This window comes from Enterobacter sp. RHBSTW-01064, from assembly GCF_014103035.1.
Lineage (GTDB): Bacteria > Pseudomonadota > Gammaproteobacteria > Enterobacterales > Enterobacteriaceae > Enterobacter > Enterobacter mori.
In genome coordinates, this window is the sequence record NZ_JABXOU010000001.1 from 71,852 (window position 1) to 88,846 (window position 16,995).

14 protein-coding genes are annotated in these 16,995 nt (G+C 57.4%); 9 read left to right on the forward strand and 5 right to left on the reverse strand.

Annotated features, from left to right (window positions below):
* Position 1 precedes the first annotated feature (1 nt).
* From fdnI to fdnG, 3 genes are read right to left on the reverse strand one after another with little or no spacing between them, the layout of a single operon-like run.
* A complete protein-coding gene (gene fdnI / locus HV355_RS00325) occupies positions 2-658 on the reverse strand; it encodes a formate dehydrogenase-N subunit gamma (RefSeq protein ID WP_108417402.1) in 657 nt (218 codons plus the stop codon).
* Positions 651-1,538, reverse strand: coding sequence for a formate dehydrogenase subunit beta (fdxH, locus tag HV355_RS00330; RefSeq protein ID WP_108417401.1), 888 nt, complete (start codon positions 1,536-1,538; stop codon positions 651-653). Before fdxH ends, fdnI begins: the two co-directional genes overlap by 8 nt.
* A gap of 11 nt (positions 1,539-1,549) precedes the next feature.
* The gene (fdnG, locus tag HV355_RS00335; protein ID WP_182400646.1) at positions 1,550-4,597 is read right to left on the reverse strand and encodes a formate dehydrogenase-N subunit alpha; all 3,048 of its coding nucleotides are present in this window, start codon (positions 4,595-4,597) and stop codon (positions 1,550-1,552) included.
* A gap of 221 nt (positions 4,598-4,818) precedes the next feature.
* Here fdnG and yddG point away from each other — a divergent pair, with 221 nt between their 5' ends.
* Positions 4,819-5,697, forward strand: a complete 879-nt coding sequence (gene yddG, locus HV355_RS00340) for an aromatic amino acid DMT transporter YddG (protein ID WP_182400647.1) — start codon at positions 4,819-4,821, stop codon at positions 5,695-5,697.
* Between the two features lie 626 nt (positions 5,698-6,323).
* Positions 6,324-7,397, forward strand: coding sequence for a porin OmpC (gene ompC, locus HV355_RS00345; protein WP_108417399.1), 1,074 nt, complete (start codon positions 6,324-6,326; stop codon positions 7,395-7,397).
* A 43-nt stretch (positions 7,398-7,440) separates the two neighbouring features.
* Here ompC and HV355_RS00350 read toward each other — a convergent pair whose 3' ends face one another.
* Complete coding sequence (locus HV355_RS00350; protein WP_182400648.1) at positions 7,441-8,385, reverse strand: LysR substrate-binding domain-containing protein; 945 nt, start codon at positions 8,383-8,385, stop codon at positions 7,441-7,443.
* Between the two features lie 171 nt (positions 8,386-8,556).
* Here HV355_RS00350 and HV355_RS00355 point away from each other — a divergent pair, with 171 nt between their 5' ends.
* The 7 genes from HV355_RS00355 to HV355_RS00385 are packed head-to-tail and all read left to right on the forward strand — an operon-like array spanning position 8,557 to position 15,008.
* Positions 8,557-9,507 carry a branched-chain amino acid ABC transporter permease gene (locus tag HV355_RS00355; protein ID WP_126816283.1) on the forward strand — a complete coding sequence of 317 codons (951 nt, stop codon included), beginning with the start codon at positions 8,557-8,559 and terminating at the stop codon, positions 9,505-9,507.
* Positions 9,508-9,515: 8 nt separating this feature from the next.
* On the forward strand, positions 9,516-10,622 hold the full coding sequence (locus HV355_RS00360; RefSeq protein ID WP_182400649.1) for an ABC transporter ATP-binding protein: 1,107 nt from the start codon (positions 9,516-9,518) through the stop codon (positions 10,620-10,622).
* Positions 10,619-11,386: an ABC transporter ATP-binding protein gene (locus tag HV355_RS00365; protein ID WP_046889616.1), complete on the forward strand. Its 768-nt coding sequence runs from the start codon at positions 10,619-10,621 to the stop codon at positions 11,384-11,386. The genes HV355_RS00360 and HV355_RS00365 overlap by 4 nt, the downstream gene beginning before the upstream one ends.
* A complete protein-coding gene (locus HV355_RS00370) occupies positions 11,379-12,098 on the forward strand; it encodes an ABC transporter ATP-binding protein (RefSeq protein ID WP_120158209.1) in 720 nt (239 codons plus the stop codon). The genes HV355_RS00365 and HV355_RS00370 overlap by 8 nt, the downstream gene beginning before the upstream one ends.
* A gap of 28 nt (positions 12,099-12,126) precedes the next feature.
* Positions 12,127-13,284 carry a branched-chain amino acid ABC transporter substrate-binding protein gene (locus tag HV355_RS00375; protein ID WP_120158210.1) on the forward strand — a complete coding sequence of 386 codons (1,158 nt, stop codon included), beginning with the start codon at positions 12,127-12,129 and terminating at the stop codon, positions 13,282-13,284.
* An 18-nt stretch (positions 13,285-13,302) separates the two neighbouring features.
* The gene (locus tag HV355_RS00380) at positions 13,303-13,785 is read left to right on the forward strand and encodes an L-2-amino-thiazoline-4-carboxylic acid hydrolase (protein ID WP_046889613.1); all 483 of its coding nucleotides are present in this window, start codon (positions 13,303-13,305) and stop codon (positions 13,783-13,785) included.
* The gene (locus tag HV355_RS00385; protein WP_182400650.1) at positions 13,782-15,008 is read left to right on the forward strand and encodes a Zn-dependent hydrolase; all 1,227 of its coding nucleotides are present in this window, start codon (positions 13,782-13,784) and stop codon (positions 15,006-15,008) included. The genes HV355_RS00380 and HV355_RS00385 overlap by 4 nt, the downstream gene beginning before the upstream one ends.
* A 474-nt stretch (positions 15,009-15,482) precedes the next feature.
* Here HV355_RS00385 and HV355_RS00390 read toward each other — a convergent pair whose 3' ends face one another.
* Positions 15,483-16,970, reverse strand: a complete 1,488-nt coding sequence (locus HV355_RS00390) for an MFS transporter (protein WP_182400651.1) — start codon at positions 16,968-16,970, stop codon at positions 15,483-15,485.
* Positions 16,971-16,995: the final 25 nt, after the last annotated feature.

Here is a 16,995-nt window from a genome sequence, read left to right on the forward strand (position 1 = left end):
CTTACTTCATCCCTTCCGTACTCTCTTTTTTCGCTTCCAGACGTTCCACATCACGATACCAGCGCGGGTGGTGCTTCTGCGCCCAGCGGCGGCTCACCTTCCCTTCAATCATCCCTTTAATCGATCCTTTCACCCAGAACGCCATATACATATGGATCAGGATGGCATGGATCAGAATGATGGCCGACGTGGCGTGGATGAGCAGCGCATAGCGAATCACCTGAATCGGGAAATACTGCGCAAAATAAGGACGCCAGATAATCACCCCGGTCACCAGCAGCACAAAAATCATGCTCATGATGGTCCAGAACATCATCTTCTGCCCGGCGTTGTATTTGCCCACCTTTGCGACTTTATGCTCGTTGCCTTTCAGGACTTCAACAATCCCTTTCACCCATGGGATGTCCTGCTTATCCGGGATGTTGTGATGAACAAAACGCACGAACATAAACATCAGCACCACGAAGATCAGCACGCCAAAGAATGGGTGCAGAATTCGCCCCATCTGCGGCGTACCGAAGGTTTCGGTCAGCCACTGCAGTGTCGGGAAGAAGAACGAGATCCCGGATACCGCCACCAGGAAGAAGCAGATCACCACCGTCCAGTGACAGGCGCGGTCGATAAACTTCGTGCGCACAATCATTTTCGACTTACTCATGGTGTTCCTCCTCTTCGTCATCATCCACCTCTTTGTTTGGCCCGATCCCAATGTAGTGATAAATCAGCCCGGCAAAAGTGGCGATAAAGCCCGCCGCCGAGAGCGGTTTGAGAGCCCCTTTCCACAGGTTGATCGAGGTATCGATCGCCGGATCTTTCGGCAGATTGTGGTACAGCTCCGGCTGGTCGTTATGGTGCAGCACATACATCACGTGCGTACCGCCCACGCCCTGCGGGTTATAAACGCCTGCATTCTCGTACCCGCGCGCTTTCAACTTGTCCACCCGCTCCTGCGCCACGTCCAGCATCTCTTTCTTGGTGCCGAAGTGGATAGCGCCGGTGGGACAGGTCTTGACGCAGGCAGGCTCCTGCCCGACGCTGACGCGATCCACGCACAGGGTGCATTTGTATACCCGGTTATCCTCTTTATTGAGGCGCGGGATATTAAACGGACAGCCCGCAATGCAATACCCGCAGCCGATGCAGTTGTCCTGCTGGAAGTCGACGATCCCGTTGGCGTACTGAATAATCGCACCGGCAGACGGGCACGCCTTCAGGCAGCCCGGATCTTCACAGTGCATACAGCCGTCTTTGCGGATTAGCCATTCAAGCCTGCCGTTATGGTCGGTTTCGCTAAAACGCATCACCGTCCATGATTTGGCGCTCAGATCCGCCGGATTGTCGTAGACGCCAACGCAGTGCCCAACCTCATCGCGGATATCGTTCCACTCCGAACAGGCCACCTGGCAGGCTTTACAGCCCACGCAGGAGGAGACATCGATAAGCTTTGCGACCTCTGCCTTATAATCCCGCGCACGAGGCGCGGGCGTTATCGGGTTGGTCGCGGAGCGTTTGATAATGTCTTGTGTTTCCATCGCCATTGAATCGCTCCTTACGCTTTCTCGATGTTGACCAGAAACGCCTTGTACTCCGGCGTTTGCGAGTTGGAATCGCCGACGTTAGGCGTCAGGGTGTTGGCGATGTAGCCTTTCTGCGCCACGCCCTCAAAGCCCCAGTGCAGCGGAATACCCACGGTTTCAACCTGCTGACCGTGCACGTTCAGCGACTGCAGGCGGCGAGTAACCACGGCAACGGCACGAATAAAGCCGCGCTTGCTGCTGACCGTGACGCGATCGCCGTTGGCTATGCCTTTCGCCTTCGCCAGCGTTTCGCTGATCTCCACAAACTGTTCCGGCTGCGCGATAGCGTTAAGCCGCGCGTGCTTGGTCCAGGTGTGGAAATGCTCGGTCAGGCGGTAGGTCGTTCCTACGTATGGGAATTTGTCCTTTTTGCCCAGGCGCAGCACGTCCTCTTCGTAAATACGCACCACCGGGCTGGAGATCACGTTCGGGTGCAGCGGGTTCGTGCCCAGCGGCGTCTCCATCGGCTCGTAGTGTTCCGGGAACGGCCCTTCTGCCAGCTTGTTGAGGGCAAACAGGCGTCCCAGCCCTTCCGGCTGCATGATAAACGGCCCGGTGTTGCTGCCCGGCGCGGCGGTGTTGTAGTCCGGGATATCGTTCCCCGCCCACTTCGCCCCGTTCCACTGGATCAGCATACGTTTCGGATCCCACGGCTTGCCGTTTACGTCCGCAGACGCGCGGTTGTACAGCACGCGACGGTTCAGTGGCCACGCCCATGCCCAGCCCAGCGTATTGCCCAGCCCGGACGGGTCGGCGTTATCGCGGTTGGCCATCTGGTTACCCTGCTCCGTCCAGCTGCCGGTGTAGATCCAGCAGGACGACGCCGTCGTGCCGTCATCGCGCAGCAGCGCGAAGCTGTTCAGCAGTTGACCTTTCTTCGCCACCAGGTTGCCGCTCGCGTCATAGAGATCCGCCAGCGCCACGCCGTTGTTCTCTTTGGCGACTTCCTCTGACTCAGGATGGTCAGGCTGCTTGTAGTCCCAGCCCATCTTCAGCAGCGGCTCCGCGCCTTTGCCACCTTCAGTGCGGTACATTTCGCGCAGGCGATGGTAAATCCCGGCGAGGATCTCACCGTCATTACGCGCTTCTCCCGGCGCATCCTGACCTTTCCAGTGCCACTGCAGCCAGCGGCCGGAGTTGGCAATAGAACCATCCTCTTCTGCAAAGCAGGTAGACGGCAGGCGGAACACTTCGGTCTGAATCGACGCCGGATCGACATCGTTTGATTCCCCGTGGTTCTGCCAGAAGGTGGAGGTCTCGGTCACCAGCGGATCGATAACCACCATGTACTTCAGCTTGCTCAGGCTGCGAACGACTTTGTTTTTGTCCGGGAAGGAGGCCACCGGGTTGAAGCCCTGGCAGATATAACCCGTGACGTTGCCCTTATCCATCATGTTGAAATACTTGATGACGTCGTAGGCCTGGTCCCACTTCGGCAGCCACTCAAAGCCCCAGTCGTTCTCCTTCTGCGCCGCTTCACCGTAGAAGGATTTCATCAGGCTGACGTAGAACTTCGGATAGTTGCTCCAGTAGTTCACCTGATCCGGCAGCGTCGCCTTAGGCGTATTCGCCGCCAGATAGGTCTGCAGATCGGCCTGCTTCTCAGACGGTAGCGTCAGGTAGCCTGGCAGGCTGGTCGACAGCAGGCCGAGGTCGGTCAGGCCCTGGATGTTGGAGTGACCGCGCAGCGCGTTCACGCCGCCACCGGCCATACCCATGTTGCCGAGCAGGAGCTGGATCATCGCCATGGTGCGGATGTTCTGCGCGCCGACCGTGTGCTGCGTCCAGCCCAGCGCGTACAGGAACGTGGTCGTTCTGTTTGCGGCACTGGTTGAGGCCAGCACTTCACACACTTTCAGGAAGTCGGCTTTCGGCGTGCCGCAGATGTTCTCCACGACGTCAGGCGTATAGCGGGATACATGCTCTTTCAGCAGGTTCCACACGCAGCGCGGGTGCGTCAGCGTTTCATCACGCATCGCGTAGCCGTTTTCATCGAACTGATAGTTCCAGGACGATTTATCGTACTGGCGTTTTTCGGCGTCATAGCCGCTAAACAGCCCGTCATCAAAGGCAAAATCATCCCGCACCAGCAGGTTCGCGTTGGTGTAGTGCTTAACGTATTCCGCGTTAATTTTGTTATTTTCGATCAGGTACAACAGCACGCCGGACAGGAACGTGATGTCCGTACCGGAGCGGATCGGCGCATAGATATCGGCCACCGATGCCGTACGCGTAAAGCGCGGATCGACGACGATCAGCGTCGCATCGTTGTTGTTTTTTGCTTCCATCGCCCAGCGGAAACCCACAGGGTGTGCTTCAGCGGCGTTACCGCCCATCACCACCACGACGTTAGCGTTTTTGATATCAACCCAGTGGTTGGTCATCGCACCGCGACCAAATGTTGGAGCAAGACTTGCTACCGTTGGTCCGTGTCAGACGCGCGCCTGGTTGTCTACCGCCAGCATGCCGAGAGAACGCACAAATTTTTGCGTCAGCATGCCGGTTTCATTACTCGCCGCAGATGCGCACAGCATCCCGGTGGAAAGCCAGCGATTAACCGTTACGCCCTGCTCGTTCTTTTCAATAAAGTTGGCATCGCGGTCGGCTTTCATTAATTTGGCGATTCGGGAGAAGGCCTCATCCCAGGAGATTCGCTGCCACTTGTCCGAACCCGGCGCGCGGTATTCCGGGTAGCGCAGGCGGTTTTCACTGTGAACGTAGTCCAGCAGCCCCGCCCCTTTCGGGCAAAGTGCGCCGCGGCTCACCGGATGATCCGGATCCCCTTCAATATGATAAATCGCTTCTCTGGCGTTCTTCGCGCCATCGCCCAGGCTATACATTAAAAGCCCACAACCTACGGAGCAGTATGTGCAGGTGTTACGGATCTCTTTCGCGCGCAGCAGCTTATAGTTGCGTGCCTGAGCCAGCGCCATTTTGGGAGCAAATCCCAGCATCGCGGCTGTTGTTCCGGCCATACCGCCCGCGCAGATTTTGAAAAATTGTCTGCGGCTGACGTCCATTGTTGTCCTCGTTATCTGATAAGACTTCGTGGCGCAAACTAACAGCTATGCCCCTGTTTTTTTTGCGTCAAATCAAGGTCATCTCCCTTCACCCCCTAAATAGTCACCTTCGGTACGGTCAAATACCCCTTTTTGATTAACGGCTTAAGATAATAATTCGCGACAGCGTCAGGATGAATGCGCTACATTTTCCCTCTGATTTTTATTGCAATGGCAACGACATGGACAGAAAAAGAGCAACGCTGATTGGGCTGGCGGCGATACTGTTATGGAGCACCATGGTCGGCCTTATTCGCAGCGTGAGCGAAGGGCTGGGGCCGGTAGGCGGCGCGGCGATGATATACACCCTCAGCGGATTACTGTGTCTGTTAACAGTAGGATTTCCTGATATCAGACGGTTTTCGCCCCGGTATCTTATTGCTGGCAGCGTTTTATTTGTCAGCTACGAAATATGCCTGGCGCTGTCGTTAGGCTATGCCGCCACGCGATCTCAGGCTATAGAAGTAGGCATGGTCAATTATCTCTGGCCAAGCCTGACGATTGTATTTGCGATTGTGTTCAACGGGCAGAAATCAAACGTGTGGGTGATCCCCGGGCTCGCGATCTCATTGCTCGGCGTCTGCTGGGTATTGGGCGGTGAACAGGGGTTACACGTTGATGAAATCATCCGCAATATCGTCTCCAGCCCGCTGAGTTATGCTCTGGCATTTGCCGGTGCCTTTATCTGGGCGGCCTACTGCACCGTCACCGCCAAATTTGCAAGAGGACAAAACGGGATCACCCTTTTCGTTTTGCTAACGGCGCTGAGTCTGTGGGTGAAATATGCGCTTAGCGATCAGCCGGAAATGGTGTTCAGCATCCCGGTGGTAGTGAAGCTCGTCATGTGCGGCATCGCGCTGGGATTTGGCTATGCCGCATGGAATATTGGCATTCTCCACGGCAACGTCACCGTCCTGGCGGCGGTCTCCTATTTCACCCCGGTATTATCCGCCGCCCTGGCGGCCGTGCTGTTAAGCTCCCCGCTGTCGTTCTCTTTCTGGCAAGGTGCGCTGATGGTCTGCGCCGGTTCGCTCCTTTGCTGGTATGCGACACGCAAATAATTCCCCCGTGCCGGGAATATTTTCATCCCGGCAACATAATTAACATTAATTTAAAATGTGAGCCTGCTCAGAATATTTATCAGAATGAGAGTGAGCGGTTTAAATTCTGTTTATATTAGGCTCGTGGCGTAACCTCACCTCTTCTCATATTGACATAAACTGACAACGCAATGTGATTAGTTCGCTGCGTATATTAACGAACTATATAGCACAGAATGCAATAATACATTTTTGGATATGTCAGGCACCCCTTTATAAATTCGATGCAATAAAACCTTCATGTAACTGTTTTCATTGAACTTAACATTATCACCTCACACTTAAAAGATCGTTAATCACGAATATTACCCTCCTGTACTACAACATATATAAACTATTTACTGCGCAATATTCATGGCGCGTAAATAGTCATTTTATGTGTGAATAGTAATCAAATTCGCGGGTTTCACGGCAATTATTCCGATCAGGATCACACTAATTGAAATTATCTTTAATATTTTGAAACTTATTATTGAAAGCAGGCTACAAGATTTTTAAAAATAGTCTGCCATTGACGAACCGCCTCGTTTAGAAATCGTTCAAATTGGCTCAGGAAATACCTAAGAAAATTATAAGGAATGTTTAAGATGAAACTTAAATTAGTTGCAGTGGCAGTCACTTCTATGCTGGCAGCAGGCGTTGTAAACGCGGCTGAAGTTTTTAACAAAGACGGTAACAAACTGGATCTGTACGGCAAAGTAACAGGTCTGCACTATTTCTCTGATGACGCTGACAACGACGGCGACAAAACTTACGTTCGTCTGGGTTTTAAAGGCGAAACGCAGATTAACGACCAGCTGGCCGGTTACGGTCAGTGGGAATATGAGTTCAAGGGCAACCGCTCTGAAGCACAGGGCTCTGACGGTAACAAAACCCGTCTGGCATTTGCCGGTCTGAAATTCAACGAATTCGGCTCTTTCGACTATGGTCGTAACTACGGTGTTGCTTACGACATCGGCGCGTGGACTGACGTTCTGCCAGAATTCGGTGGCGATACCTGGACCCAGACCGACGGCTTCATGACTGGCCGTACCACTGGTGTTGCAACCTACCGTAACACCGACTTCTTCGGTCTGGTTGATGGCCTGAACTTTGCGGCACAGTACCAGGGTAAAAACGACCGTGACGATATCACCGAATCCAACGGTGACGGCTGGGGTCTGTCTTCCAGCTATGAGTTCGACGGCTTCGCGGCAGGTGCGACCTATGCGAAATCCGACCGTACTGACCGTCAGGTTCGCGCAGCAAGCAATCTGAACGCCGGTGGCGAAAACGCAGAAGTCTGGGCAGCGGGCCTGAAGTACGATGCGAACAACATCTACCTGGCAACCACCTACTCTGAAACCCGTAACATGACCGCGTTCGGTAACGGTCACGTGGCGAACAAAGCGCAGAACTTCGAAGTGGTTGCACAGTACCAGTTCGACTTCGGCCTGCGTCCATCCATCGCTTACCTGAAATCCAAAGGTAAGGACATCGGTTCTTATGGCGATCAGGATCTGGTTGAATACATTGATGTTGGCGCGAGCTACTACTTCAACAAAAACATGTCTACCTACGTTGATTACAAAATCAACCTGCTGGACGACAACACGTTCACCAAAGATGCCAAAGTGTCTACCGACAACATCGTGGCTGTGGGTCTGACCTACCAGTTCTAAGATGTGTCAGTACGAAAAGGCCAGCCATTGTCGCTGGCCTTTTTTATTCCAGGCTCTGTTCACTGCCCGCCGCCCGGCGTAGCCAGTTTTGCAGCAGTTTCCCGTCTTCGGTCATGTCCGAGTCAGTGCGTACGCAGAGGTAGTAATCCCGCCCGTCGTCGATCGGCAAATCAAAGATCTTTACAAGTTCCCCGCTCTCAAGATACGGAGCAATGAGCGGCTCGCGCATCAGGGCACATCCCAGCCCGGCCTGTACGCCAGCCAGCGTCAGCAAGCCATCCTCAAACATCGGTCCACTGCGGCGCACGGGACGCTTCACCCCCTGCTGCATGAACCATTGCGGCCAGGTCGAGCGCTCCTCGTCATGCAGCAGCGGCATTTGCAGCAGCTGTTCGGGCGTATCGATATGGCCGTGAATACGCAAAAACGCGCGGCTGCACACCGGCACCATCTGGCCGGAGATCAGTTTTTCGCTCTGATAGCCAGCCCACAGACCGTTACCAAAGCGAATCGACATATCGGATGCGTCGCTCAGGTAGTTACGGTGGTTGGCGTAGACGACGTTGATCTCCGTCTGCGGGTTGGCGCGCATAAAGGTCGGCAGACGTGGAATAAACCACCCCATACCAAACAGCGGGATCAGGCTGATGGTCACCTGACGCGTTTGCGCCTGTTCCACCAGGTGCTCCGTCGCCTGCCGAAGCACGTTGAACGCGGCGCGAATCGAGCGGTAGTAATCCCGCCCCTGCTGGCTCAGGATCAGCCTTCGTCCCTGTCGCTCCGTGAGTGGCATCTGCAGATAGGCCTCCAGCACCTTAAGCTGATGGCTCACGGCGGAGGGGGAGATATCCAGCTCCTGCGCGGCCAGGGTCACGCTTCCCAGCCTGGCAATGGCCTCAAATGCCCTCACGGCCCGAAGCGGCGGATCGTTTGCCAGACGGCTTTCGGCATAGGCTGACACGGCGGTCAACTGTTCTGTTTTATTCATATATTGATTTCTTTAGGCTTTTCACCCTGCTAATGGGTTTTGATATTTTCATTTAAATCATAAAGATAAAACAATACCGGTTTATCATAAGAAATAATATATGTGTATTTTACAATTTTATTCATTTATTGGATGGTAGCCGCTGAAAGAGCCACTTGTCGGGTACGCACGTTGGATACACTGATACAACAACTGATCAACGGCGTGATGCTGGGAAGCATCTACGCGCTGATCGCGCTGGGCTATACCATGGTGTATGGCATTTTGCGCATTATTAACTTCGCCCACGGCGATATTCTGATGGTCGGCGCGCTAACCACGCTTTCCGCCATTAACGTTCTGAACAACACCTTCCCGCATCTGCCGCTGCTGCTGCAGTTGGGCTTTGCGCTGCTGGTTGCCATGGCGGTCTGTGCTCTGCTGGCGATGGCTGTGGAACGCTTTGCCTACCGACGCCTGCGCAACGCGCCGCGTCTGGCACCGCTGATCTCCGGGATTGGCGTCTCGGTGCTGCTGCAAACCGTGGCGATGATTATCTGGACGCGCAATCCGCTGATGTTCCCGCAGATCCTGCCGATGGAGCCGATCGCCGTCACGTCCGGCAGCGAAGCCCATCCCCCTGCGATTGTTACCGTCACCGGCATCGTAACCGTGGCGCTGGCGCTGACCGTCATGGTCGGACTCTGGCTGTTGGTCGAATACAGCCGCCTGGGGCGCGGCATGCGCGCCGTGGCGGAAAATCCGCGCGTCGCCATGCTGATGGGCGTGAACCCGAACGCGATAATTACCCTCACGTTTGCCATCGGTGGCATCTTTGCCGCGCTGGCAGGCGTGATGATGGCGAGCAACTATGGTAACGCCAGCTTCTCCATGGGCTTTCTGCCCGGGATTAAAGCGTTCACCGCCGCCGTGCTGGGCGGGATCGGCAATATTCGCGGCGCAATGATTGGCGGGATCCTGCTCGGCATCATTGAAGCACTCGGCGCGGGCTACCTGGGTGAACTGACCCACGGCGTGTTCGGCAGCAATTATCAGGATGTCTTTGCCTTCATCGTGCTGATTCTGGTGCTGGTCTTCCGTCCGGCAGGCCTGCTCGGCGAACGCGTGGCAAACAGAGCGTAAGGAACACTATGACAACCGTACAACTCCAAACGCCGACGGCGACGCGCACGTTCTGGTCCGGCATAACGCTGTTCTGCCTCGCGCTGCTGATTGCGCCCGTGGTCGCCAGCCAGATTGGCGGCAACTACTGGGTGCGGGTTATCGACTTTGCCCTGCTTTACATCATGCTGGCGCTGGGGCTTAACATCGTGGTCGGCTACACGGGCCTGCTGGACATGGGCTTTATCGCTTTTTACGCGGTCGGTGCCTATCTGGCCGCGCTGCTTGCCTCCCCGCACCTGTCAGAGGTATTCCCGATCCTCACCGTCTGGTTCCCGGAGGGGCTGCACACCTCCTGGCTGCTGATTATTCCCATAGCGGCTCTGGTTGCCGCGGTGTGCGGCATTATGCTTGGCGCACCAACGCTGAAGCTGCGCGGGGATTACCTGGCGATAGTGACCCTCGGCTTTGGCGAAATCATCCGCATCCTGATGCGTAACCTCGACCGTCCGGTGAACATCACCAACGGCGCAAAGGGCATTACCGGCGTCGATACCCTGAACCTGTTCGGCCTGAAGTTCAGCGGCGTATATCACTGGTTTGGCTTCAAAGTGCCCGCCCTGTGGCTGTGGTACTACCTGCTGATGCTGGTGATTGTGGCGATTGTGTTTGTCTGCCTGCGCCTGCAGCATTCGCGCATTGGTCGCGCCTGGCACGCCATTCGTGAAGATGAAGACGTGGCCCGCGCGATGGGCATCAACGTGCGCAACTACAAGCTGCTGGCCTTTGCCATGGGCGCCTCGTTTGGCGGCGTGGCGGGTGCCCTGTTCGGCGCGTTTCAGGGCTTTGTCTCACCGGAGTCGTTTACCTTGCAGGAATCCATTGCCGTGCTGGCGATGGTCGTGCTGGGCGGTATGGGGCATATACCCGGCGTTATCCTCGGCGCGGTGCTCCTGACGGCCCTGCCGGAGCTGCTGCGCAGCCAGGCCGCGCCCGTTCAGCAGGCGCTGTTTGGCACGGTGCTGGTCGACCCGGAAATTTTACGCCAGCTGTTCTACGGTCTGGCGCTGGTGCTGGTGATGCTGGTTCGTCCTTCAGGCATCTGGCCGGTGCGCCACAAGGAGGTGAAAGCATGAGCCTGTTAACTGTACGCAATATGTCCAAGCGCTTCGGCGGGCTGACCGCCGTGGATGACGTTTCGCTCACCGTGAATAAAGGCGAAATCTACGGCCTGATTGGCCCTAACGGCGCGGGCAAAACCACCTGCTTCAACCTGATTACCGGGCTGTATCCGGCGGACAGCGGTGAGTTCACCATTGCCGATAAGCCCTATTACCCGAAACAGATTGAAAAAGTCACCGCCGCCGGGATCGCCCGCACGTTTCAGAACGTCAGGCTGTTTAACGAGATGTCGGTACTGGAAAACGTCATGGTGGGTCGCCACGTGCGCACCCGCAACGGTTTATGGGCGGCGCTGAGCCGCAACGGGCGCGCCCGTAAAGAAGAAGCCGAAACGCGCGAGCAGGCGTGGCACTGGCTGGAATACACCGGCATTGCAAAGTTTGCCCACTATCGCGCCTGCGACCTGGCCTACGGGCATCAGCGACGTCTCGAAATTGCCCGGGCGCTGGCAACGGATCCGCTCCTGCTGGCGCTGGACGAACCCGCCGCCGGGATGAACGCGGCGGAAAAAGTGGCGCTCGGTGAACTGCTGACGCGTATTCGTGACGACGGCAGAACCCTGCTGATGATCGAACACGACGTCAAGCTGGTGATGGGCATCTGCGATCGCCTGACGGTGCTTGATTACGGCAAAACGCTCGCCAGCGGCACGCCGGAGAGCGTGCGGCGCGACCCGGCAGTGATTGCCGCCTGGCTTGGAGGCAACGCCCATGTCTGAATTACTGAAGGTTGAACGTCTGGACGTGCATTACGGCGGTATTCAGGCCGTACGCGATGTCTCTTTTACTCTGCGCGAGGGCGAACAGGCTACGCTCATCGGCGCGAACGGCGCAGGAAAAAGCTCCACCGTCCGCGCCATCACCGGGCTGGAAAACTTTAGCGGCAGTATTGAATTCAACGGTAAAACGGTACGTAAGCACAGGCCCGAATCCCTGCTCCGGGACGGGTTAGTCATGGTCCCGGAAGGACGTGGGATCTTCGCCCGAATGACGGTACTGGAAAACCTGCAGATGGGTGCCTGGCTCAGGCGTGACACTGTCACCGTCAGGCAAGAGATGAATGACATTTTCGAGCGCTTCCCGCGACTTGGGGAGCGCCAGCATCAGCTTGCTGGCCTGCTTTCCGGCGGTGAGCAACAGCTTCTGGCGCTTAACCGCGCCCTGCTCAGCCGCCCGCGCCTGCTGATCCTCGACGAACCCTCAATGGGCCTTGCCCCGAAGATGGTTGAGAACATTTTTGCCGTTATCGGCGGCCTGCGCGAACGCGGCGTCGCCCTCCTTCTGATCGAGCAAAACGCCAGGCTCGCGCTTGAAGTGACCGACAGCGCGTGGGTGATGGACAGCGGCAGCATCGTCCATCATGGCGAGTCGAAAGCGCTGCTCAATGACGACCAGATTGCACAGATTTACCTGGGCGAAATGCCCGTTTAACCACACCAGCCAACATCAGGGAAATATAATGAAAACAGTAAAAATCAGTGCGCTCAGCGCCGCTATTCTCCTCAGCGGTTTTGCCTCGACGGCCGCGTGGGCCGCTGGCAGCGAAACCGTGACCATCGGCCTGGCGGGCCCGCTCACCGGCCCGTCTGCCCGTATCGGTAAAGATCTCGAAAACGGTGCGCAGCTGGCCATTGACGACATCAACAAGCAGCACCCGACCATCGGCGGCAAAGCGGTGACCTTCAAGCTGCAGTCCGAAGACGATCAGTCTGACCCGCGCACCGCCGTTGCCGTGGCGCAACGTCTGGTGGACAGCGGCGTGGCGGGCGTAGTTGGCCACTGGAATACCGGCACCAGCATTCCGGCCGCGCGCGTTTATCACGATGCGGGCATCGCACAGGTGGCCCCGGTAGCGACCGGGCACGCCTATACCAAACAGGGCTTTGACACCAGCTTCCGCGTAATGGGCCATGACGATGACGGCGGACAGTTTGCCGGTCAGTACGCGGTCAATACGCTGAAAGCCAAACGCATTGCGGTGATCGACGACCGTACCGCCTTTGGTCAGGGTCTGGCGGACGAATTTATCAAATCGCTGGACGCTCAGGGCGTGAAGATTGTCGACCGTCAGTACGTCGATGATAAAACCGTGGACTTCAGCGCCGTGCTGACCGCCATTCGCAGCAAAAACGCCGATCTGATCTTCTTTGGCGGCGTCGACAGCCAGGCTGCACCGCTGGCGCGCCGTATCAAACAGCTGGGCATGAACGCCACGCTGATGGGCGCTGGCGGCTTTGTCAGCCAGACGTTCCTCCAGCTGGCGCAGAAGGAAGGCGAAGGCGTTGTCGCCCTCGAACCGGGCCTGCCGGTTGAGCAAATGCCAGGCGGTAAGGCGTTTGAGCAGGCCTACCAGGCGCGCTACCACACGCATATTGAACTGCACGCCCCGTTCGCCTATGACGCCACCCGCGTGCTGGTTGCGTCCATGGAAAAAGCCGACTCCGTCGATCCGACCGAGTATCTGCCTGCCCTGCGCGCCATCAGCTATTCGGGCGTGACCGGACAGATCGCGTTTGATAAAGAAGGCAACCTGAAATCACCGTCGTTCACGGTCTACAAAGTCGTTGACGGCAAGTGGCAGCCGCAGACCGTGCTGGGCGGCGCGAAAGACAAGTAACCGCAGTGAGGCAATGTGATGAGTGATAATAATGAGCTGGGCATTCTCGCCCGCCGCAAAATTGAAGCAGAAATTATTAAGCCAATCTATGAAATCCTGGTGCGGGAGATAGGGAAAACCCGCGCGCAGGCGGTCATTGGCGAGGCCATTGAGCAGGCCGCGATTGACGCAGGCAAAGCGTTTGCCAGCAAAGAGCCCGACGGTGCGGACGTAAAGAGCTTTATCGCCCTGCAGTACCTGTGGGAGAAAGATAATGCCCTTGAGGTTAAGGTGATCGACGCCGACGACCAGCAGTACAACTACAACGTGACCCGCTGCCGCTACGCCGAGATGTACCACGAGATGGGGCTGGGTGAAATCGGTCACCTGCTTTCCTGTGCGCGCGATGAGAAATTTATTGTGGGCTACGCGCCGGACGTGGAGCTGACGCGCACCACCACCATCATGCAGGGCGGCTCATGCTGTGACTTCCGCTACCGCAGTAAAAAGGACACGGCATGATTCGGGTCAACGCTGAGCGTCTGTGGACAACGCTGGAGATGATGGCGCAGATCGGCGGCACGCCCGCCGGTGGCGTTACCCGTCTGGCCCTGAGCGAGGAGGATCGCATCGCGCGTAACCTGCTGCGCGACTGGGCGCTGGAGGCGGGCCTCACCTGCGACGTCGACAGCATGGGCAATATGTTTATTCGCCGCGCGGGTACAAACCCAGCGCTTGCGCCGGTGATGACCGGCTCGCACGTCGATTCGCAACCCCTCGGCGGCAACTACGATGGTATCTACGGCGTGCTGGCCGGGCTTGAGCTGCTGCGGACGCTGAACGATAACAACGTACAAACCGAGCGCGACATTGTGCTGGTGAACTGGACCAACGAGGAAGGCGCGCGCTTTGCCCCGGCGATGCTCGCATCAGGCGTTTGGGCAGGCCAGCTTTCCGAAGATTTTGCCTACGCCCGGATGGACAGCAAGCGGGTAACGGTACGCGAGGCGCTTGAGGCGATCGGTTATCGCGGCGAAATCCCGGCCCGCGCTTTTCCGGTTCACGCCTGCTATGAACTGCACATTGAGCAGGGACCGATTCTGGAAGATGAATCCATCGATATCGGTCTGGTGCGTGCGGCCATGGGACAGCGCTGGTTTACGATCGCACTGGAGGGTTTCGCCGCGCATGCGGGCACCACGCCCATGCACAGCCGACGCGATGCGTTAACCGCGTTTGCCGAGCTGGCGCTGAAGGTGGAAGAGATTGGCTATCGGCATGCGCCGGACGGTCGCGCAACGATCGGCATGGCCGAGATCACGCCGAACTCGCGCAACGTGGTGCCGTCTCGCGTCGTGTGTAGCGTGGAGTTCCGCCATCCGGAGCAGGATGCGCTGGAAGCGATGGAGGTGGCGCTGCATCAGGCTGCGGAAAGCCTGGCCGCCCGCGGCGTGACGGCTAACGTCGAGCGCATTTTTGACTACGCGCCGATTGCGTTTAACGCGGCGTGTCTGGCCCGCACGGAACGCGCCGTGGCGGCGCTGGGCTACTCGTCTAAACCGATGGTTTCGGGTGCCGGGCATGACACCTGTTATGTCAGCAAAATCGCCCCGGCCAGCATGATCTTTATCCCCTGCGAGAAAGGCATCAGCCATAACGAAGCGGAAAGGATCCTGCCGGAGTGGTCAGAGAAAGGGGCAAATGTGCTGTTGCACAGCGTGTTGGCCGCTGCGCAGGAAACCTAAGCCATTACCGTGGCCTGATGCCCTCGAACCCCCAGTAATTTTAAACAGAAGCAATAACGTTGTTTCAGAACGACTGAGGCTTTCAGCGATGCCCTGGTCCGGCTGTAAATCGCTGAGGCGTTTCCTGCAGGCCGGGGCGAGGCGCAGGGATGCGCCGAGAGGGCGGGCTTTACAGGGACGTTGCCTCCGCCCGTCCCCGATAAGCCGGAAGGAATAAGCCGAGGGCACCGCGAAGCGGCGATTTACCGCCGGGAGCCCGGGTCGCCAGGTTGGTGGCGATTGAGCCACCCTGGCACGTTCACCGGTCATGCCGTTGCAGAGTAGCAAGGAACATAAAGTGAACGGAATGACCACCAGAGCCGTATGTCCCCCTCACCCCAGCCCTCTCCCTCAAGGGAGAGGGGGGCGTCCGTGCAGGAATTATTTTGTGGGGAACCTTCAGCCCACAGGGAGAGGGGACAAACCTGGCGGGTTTTACGGCTTCGGCACCTTCGCCAGGCTAAACCAAATCCCTGTCGCCAGCATCAGCAGCATCGCTCCCGCGCTGCCGAGCGCTACGCTGTGGGAGGTGATAAACGCCGTTTTCGCCGCCTCAATCACCGACTCCGCCAGTGACGGTGCCAGATCCTGCGCCACCTTCACCGCTTCACCGATAGATGACGAGGCTTTATCTGCAAGCGACGGGTTCAGCCCCTGCGGCAGCTCAATCGACGCCGAGAAGCTGCGGGTCAACAGCAGGCCGAAAATCGCGATCCCCAGCCCCGCGCCCAGCTCGTAGGACATGGTTTCAATCGCCCCTGCGGCAGCCGCTTTCTCTTTTGGCGCAGCGGCCATAATCGCAGAGGTCGAGGCCAGCAGCGCGCTGGCCGCGCTAAAGCCGAGCAGAACCATCAGGGCAGACGCCAGAAGCTGCTGAGTGCTGAAATCCAGCATCGACAGGCCGATAAAACTGACCGCGCTCAGCCCCATCCCCCCTGCAGCCATAAGACGCAGACCGAGACGTCCCACCAGTACACCCGCTATCGGGCCGCTAAACCCGCTGGCCACCATCAGCGGCAGCATAAACATGCCCGCTTCAAACGGCGTAAAGCCATGAACAAACTGCAGCTCCTGGGCCATCAGCAGTTCAAACCCCACCAGCGCGATCATCGCCGTCATCGCCATCACCACGCCGCTTAAAATGATGCGGTGGCAAAACAGGCGCATGTCGATCATCGGCACGCGGGCGCGCAGTTGAATGCGCACGAAAATAAACAGCATCACCGCGCCAGTCAGCAGCGTACAGGCCACCAGCCACGGCGACAGCACGCCTTTCAACGCGGTTTTAGCGCTGTAGACCAGCAGTAAAATCGCCACGATCAGCATGATCGCATGGCTAATGTTCAACGGCTGCTCAGGCCGCCCCTGCTGCCGGGGAACAAAGCGCGCCGCAAGCGTGACAACAATAAGCACGATTGGCACGTTGATCAAAAACACTGAACCCCAGTAGAAGTGTTCCAGCAACATACCGCCAATCAGCGGACCAAACGCCGCCCCGCCGGATCCCACGGCCGCCCAGACGCCGAGCGCGATGTTGCGATCCTTCGCGTCGACAAACAGCGTGCGGATCCCGGCAAGCGTGGCCGGAATTATCATCGCTGCGCCTATTGCCAGCGAGGCGCGCGCCGCAATCAGCCAGCCCGCAGAAGGCGCAAACGCCGCCGCCAGCGACGACAGGCCAAACAGCGTGCTGCCAATCATGAGCAATCGTTTAAAACCAATGCGGTCACCCAGCGCCCCCATCGGCAGTACCATTCCCGCCATCACCAGCGAGTAAATGTCGATGATCCACAGCAATTCATTGCCGCTCGCGCCCAGCGTCATGCTCAATGTTGGCGCCGCCACGTGCAGCACCGTCGCGTCGATCGCCACCGGGATATACACCAGCACGATAATCACTAACGCTAACCACTGACGAAACATAAATTTCCTTTTCTTTTAAAACATG

What these genes read in the sequence shown, in the direction of transcription:
- HV355_RS00385 (WP_182400650.1), top strand. Translation starts at nt 13,782, where the DNA reads ATGATTCGGGTCAACGCTGAGCGTCTGTGGACAACGCTGGAGATGATG.
- ompC (WP_108417399.1), top strand. Translation starts at nt 6,324, where the DNA reads ATGAAACTTAAATTAGTTGCAGTGGCAGTCACTTCTATGCTGGCAGCA.
- HV355_RS00370 (WP_120158209.1), top strand. Translation starts at nt 11,379, where the DNA reads ATGTCTGAATTACTGAAGGTTGAACGTCTGGACGTGCATTACGGCGGT.
- HV355_RS00350 (WP_182400648.1), bottom strand. Translation starts at nt 8,385, where the DNA reads ATGAATAAAACAGAACAGTTGACCGCCGTGTCAGCCTATGCCGAAAGC.
- HV355_RS00360 (WP_182400649.1), top strand. Translation starts at nt 9,516, where the DNA reads ATGACAACCGTACAACTCCAAACGCCGACGGCGACGCGCACGTTCTGG.
- HV355_RS00365 (WP_046889616.1), top strand. Translation starts at nt 10,619, where the DNA reads ATGAGCCTGTTAACTGTACGCAATATGTCCAAGCGCTTCGGCGGGCTG.
- HV355_RS00380 (WP_046889613.1), top strand. Translation starts at nt 13,303, where the DNA reads ATGAGTGATAATAATGAGCTGGGCATTCTCGCCCGCCGCAAAATTGAA.
- fdnI (WP_108417402.1), bottom strand. Translation starts at nt 658, where the DNA reads ATGAGTAAGTCGAAAATGATTGTGCGCACGAAGTTTATCGACCGCGCC.
- HV355_RS00390 (WP_182400651.1), bottom strand. Translation starts at nt 16,970, where the DNA reads ATGTTTCGTCAGTGGTTAGCGTTAGTGATTATCGTGCTGGTGTATATC.
- HV355_RS00375 (WP_120158210.1), top strand. Translation starts at nt 12,127, where the DNA reads ATGAAAACAGTAAAAATCAGTGCGCTCAGCGCCGCTATTCTCCTCAGC.
- yddG (WP_182400647.1), top strand. Translation starts at nt 4,819, where the DNA reads ATGGACAGAAAAAGAGCAACGCTGATTGGGCTGGCGGCGATACTGTTA.
- fdxH (WP_108417401.1), bottom strand. Translation starts at nt 1,538, where the DNA reads ATGGCGATGGAAACACAAGACATTATCAAACGCTCCGCGACCAACCCG.